Genomic DNA, 4,537 nt, shown 5'->3' with positions numbered 1-4,537 from the left:
AAATCCTCCTCGACGACCGTGCCTGGTCAGCCGATGCCGAACGCCGCGCCTTGGCCCGGGCCGGCCTTGCGCAAGTGTCATCCCGAGCCTTAGCGAGGGATCTCTCCGCTTCTTCTCCTCTCACGCTCCGCTGGGCAGGCTACCTGATCGTCGGCGACGAGCTGCGGCCGCTGCCCATTGGCTCGACTCTTGACTCGGACGCCGGCGTCTTCTCCTGGCTCCCCGGCCCCGGTTTCCTAGGCGATTACCGCCTGGTCTTCATCGACCACGAGAACAAAAGCAAGGCGTTTCTGACGATCCGTATCGAGGGGTCAGGTCTTAACTTTGGACGTTTTTAGCGGGGTCTGGCCCCACGGTGCCAGGCCGAGATCCTGAAAACCGCCTTTCCCGTCTTTCTTAGGCCCAAAAAAGCTTCATTTGCATAAAAAAATATACATATATTTATTGCATTAATTAAACACATTGACATATTGACTATTAAATCGTATATTAGCCCGGAAGCTTAATGATCAAACGAATTCTTCATCCCTATCTTCTCCGCGATGCCGGGTATTACCCCCTCGTCGTCCTAACCGGCCCGCGACAGTCCGGGAAAACCACGCTGGCCAAGGCCGCCTTCCCTGCCCACGAGTACGTATCGCTGGAGGATGCCGAGGCCCGTGCCTTCGCCCGGGAGGACCCCAAAGGCTTCCTCGCCCGCCATCCGGGGCCCGCCATTCTCGACGAGGCCCAGCGCGTCCCCGAACTGTTCTCTTCCTTGCAGACCACGGTCGACCACGATGCCGCTCCGGGACGCTTCGTCCTGACCGGCTCCCACCATTTTCTTTTAATGAAGGAAGTCTCGCAATCACTGGCCGGGCGCGGCGGCGTCCTTCATCTGCTCCCGTTTTCACGGGCCGAGCTGGATGGGCGGATCCAGGCCGAGCCTGATGACCCCCGAGTTCTCTTCTCGAACCTCGGCCCGCACCCCGAGCTCTGGGAGACGATTCGGACCGGTTTCTATCCGCGGATTCATGACCGCAAAATCCCTCCCGAGGTCTGGCTGGCGGATTACGTCCAAACGTATATCGAGAGGGACATCCGGAGCCTGGTCAATATCGGCGACCTCGATCGATTCGAGAGATTCCTGGGCTTGGCCGCCGGCCGCTTGGGGCAGATCGTCAACGCCTCATCGCTGGCTTCCGACGCCGGGGTTTCGGTGGATACCGCCCGCCGTTGGCTGTCGGTCCTGCAGACGAGCTTCATACTCTTCACTCTCTCGCCGCACCATCGAAATTTCGGCAAGCGGCTCATCAAGAGCCCCAAGCTGTATTTCTACGACACCGGATTGGCCTGCCAGCTGCTGCGTATCCGTTCGCGGGATCATTTGGAGGCGCATCCTTTGCGGGGCGCTCTTTTTGAGAATTTTGTCGTCGCGGAGATCGCCAAGGCCTATCACCATCATCGGAGGACGCCGCCCCTCTACTTCTGGCGGGACAGCACCGGCCACGAAGTGGATCTCATTGTGGAGGAAGGGGATGATCTGACCCCGATCGAGATCAAGTCGGGGGCGACGGTGACGGGCGACATGATGGCTGGGCTTCGCTGGTGGAACCGGAGATCCGGCAACCCCAATCATCGAGCCTTGTTGATCTATGGGGGTGACGACACGGCAATCCGCGAAGGCATTTCCGTTCGGCCTTGGTTCTCGATTTAATCGGATTTCTTGACATCCATGCGAACCAGAAATATTCTCCCTGTGCCATGGGTGATGCAGACAGCAGGGAAGAATCTTCCGGGCCCGCTCCGGCCACGTGGTCGGATTTCTACCAAAAAAGCGACTTTGATTTAGCCAGGCTCATCCAGGTTTCCACCCACTATAAAAAGTATCTCGATATGATCGAGGCTTTTGCCCCCGGACCCAGAGGCCTGGAAATCGGGACCGGGACGGGCTGGGCGGCCCTCTACCTTTCCCATCAAAGGCGCGACATTACCGCCATCGATCGCGATCCGGACATCATCGCCGAGGCAGTCAGGCTCAACCAAAGGTTCGGCGGCTCGGCGAAATTCCGGACGATGGACTTGTTTCGTTTGGACTTCGAGTCCGGAAGCTTCGATTTCGCCTTCCACCAGGGGGTCATGGAGCATTTCCCTGAGACGGAGATCCGGAGGGCCTTGCAGGAGCAGCTTCGGGTGGCGCCCTGCGTCGTTTTTTCCGTCCCCGGTGCCAACTATAAAAAGAAGGATTTCGGGGACGAGAGGCTTTGGACGAAGAAGGCCTGGCTCGAGATTCTCGCCCCTTTTAAAATCGTCCATATGTTCGGTTTCGGCTACACCAACGACGGGGCCAAATTCCTCGGTGCTCTCACGCACCATCCCCGGTACCGTCGGAGACGCTGGGCCGGGTTGTTGGCAAAGCTGAATGATCGACTATTTGCCGGCGAGCTGGGTTTTGTCATAACGTTGAAGGGGTCAGGTCTTAACTCTTAACGCTTTTGGCGAGGCCTGACCCCGCAGTGCCAGGCCGGGTCAAATCTGTTAAGAGTTAAGACCTGACCCCTCGCTCGCTTGATCTAATCCGCCTAATGCTGGAAAATCAATCCGCCCCCTCGAGCTGGACATGCCGACGCTCACCAAAGAGAGATTGCGCCTTATCATTCGAGCCGTCTCTCTCCGTCTCATTGCGGCGGGCCTTCTGCTGGTTGTTCTCACCGCCGGAAGCGCCGCCGCCGCTAAGACCAAAAAGCTCCCCAACATCGTCCTCGTCGTCCTCGACTCCGTCCGGCGCGACCACCTCGGCCTGTTCGGCTATGCCCGCGATACGTCGCCCGCCCTCTCCCGCTTGGCCCGCGACGGGGTCGTCTTCTCCGACGTCGTCGCCCAGTCTTCCCAGACCGCCCCGGCCGTGGCCTCGATCCTGACGGGCCTTAACCCCTTCCGCCACGGCATCCAGTTCTACGGCCGCACCCAGTCCTTCGACCCGAACCACCCCGAGGCCTCGCCTTCCCTCGACGCCCGGCTTCGCCCGCTGGCCGAGATCCTCCGCGCCCGCGGCTACGCCGCCTGGGGGCTTTCGGCCAACCCCTGGCTCGATCCCGCCAACGGCTTTGGCCGGGGCTACGACCGGTATGAATTCATCCCCTCCTGGGACGGGCGCCACCTCAATCAAGCCTTCTCTCGTTATCTGGACGAACGGCCCACCGGACGGCCGTTCTTCGCCTACCTTCACTACATGGACGCCCATGCGCCTTACTTTCACCCCGAGACGAGCCGGGGTCGCTTCGCGCCGCTCCACGGTCCGCCCGTCTACGCCATGGGCTTCCTCGAGGCCCTGACCCCGACCGACCTGGCCTACGCCGAGGCGCTCTACGACGAACAGCTCCGCAACCTCGACGCCCTGCTGGCCGCGCTGCTGGAGAGCCTGCGGGCCAGCGCGGTCATCCAAGACACCATCGTCCTCGTCACCGCCGACCATGGAGAGGAGTTCGGCGATCACGGCGGCATGGGCCACGGCACGAGCCTCCATGCCGAGCAGATCGGCTCGTTCCTCGTCCTCTGGGGCGCGGGAGGCTGGAAGCCGGGGACGATCGGGACGCAAGTCCGCCACATCGACATCTTCCCCACACTCCTCGAGCTCGTCGGCGGCCGCGCCGAGCTGGGGAGTATCGACGGCCGCAGCCTATGGCCGTTGCTTCGCTCCGAGAGCGGCGGATCCGACGTTCGCATCGGTTCTGAAGCGGCAGGCCCGGCGCGGGAGCCCGGAGCCTCGCTGCGCCCAAGCCCGACCGTCAGCGAGCTGGGCGATGAGAAGGCCGCCTTTGCCGGCGGCTTCAAGTACATCCGGAACATTTGGACGGGCGAGGAAGGGTTGTATCGAACGGATCATGACCCCGCCGAGAATGAGAACCTCGCCGATTCGGACCCAGCCCGGCTTGCGGCTCTGCGCAACGCCTGGCGCTCCGTCTTCGGCGACGGCTCTCCCGCTCCCTCCGTTTCGTCCTCTCGCAAGACGCTCACCGAAGCCGAAGTCCGCCGCCTCGAGTCGCTCGGCTACCTGGCCGGCCGCTCGGCGGCAAGGTCCGCTGCCGCCGTCCCGTCCCGCGCCCCCTTCACTTCGCGCCTCGCCTTCGATCCTCCGCCCCAAAACCCCCTCCAGCTCGTCTTCGGCTGGAAGGGCCAGGCGCCGCCGGCCGGCGAGCGCGCCCGTACGGGCCGCAGGGTCGGGCCGCACGTCCGTTTTCTTCTGGCGCGGGGTTCCGCCGCCTCGCGGACGATCGTCATCGAGGGCTGGTGGGAGGGGCCGCTCTCCGGCGCCGAAGATCCCGCCCCGCCGCGCATCCGGCTGGAATTGGAGGGCAAGCCTCTGGGCGAGGCAGCGCTGCGCCGGCCGGGGGCGTTTCGCCTCGAGTTCGGCCTACCCGAGGGCATGGGATTGACCCGTCCCCTCCCTTTCGCCCTCTTTGGCACCCACCCGCTTATCTTGTTCGAAATCCGGTCGTGACACGGCCTTGCCGCCGGCGGATTCTCGAAAACGGGATATTGTATTGTCATGAATCCG

The 4,537-nt window shown here is 62.7% G+C and carries 4 protein-coding genes; all 4 read left to right on the top strand.

The features are described 5' to 3' along the window. On the top strand, nucleotides 1–338 hold a 338-nt coding region (locus NTZ26_09035; GenBank protein ID MCX6560648.1), incomplete at its 5' end, for a hypothetical protein. Between the two features lie 167 nt (nucleotides 339–505). Continuing rightward, entirely contained in the window at nucleotides 506–1,696 is a 1,191-nt protein-coding gene (locus NTZ26_09030; GenBank protein ID MCX6560647.1) for an ATP-binding protein, read from the top strand. Nucleotides 1,697–1,743: 47 nt separating this feature from the next. Further along, nucleotides 1,744–2,469 carry a class I SAM-dependent methyltransferase gene (locus tag NTZ26_09025; GenBank protein MCX6560646.1) on the top strand — a complete coding sequence of 242 codons (726 nt, stop codon included), beginning with the start codon at nucleotides 1,744–1,746 and terminating at the stop codon, nucleotides 2,467–2,469. A gap of 130 nt (nucleotides 2,470–2,599) precedes the next feature. Next, on the top strand, nucleotides 2,600–4,480 hold the full coding sequence (locus tag NTZ26_09020; GenBank protein MCX6560645.1) for a sulfatase: 1,881 nt from the start codon (nucleotides 2,600–2,602) through the stop codon (nucleotides 4,478–4,480). Nucleotides 4,481–4,537: the final 57 nt, after the last annotated feature.

The sequence above is a fragment of the Candidatus Aminicenantes bacterium genome (assembly GCA_026393855.1).
GTDB lineage: Bacteria > Acidobacteriota > Aminicenantia > Aminicenantales > UBA4085 > UBA4085.
This window is presented reverse-complemented; position numbering and strand designations above follow the sequence as displayed.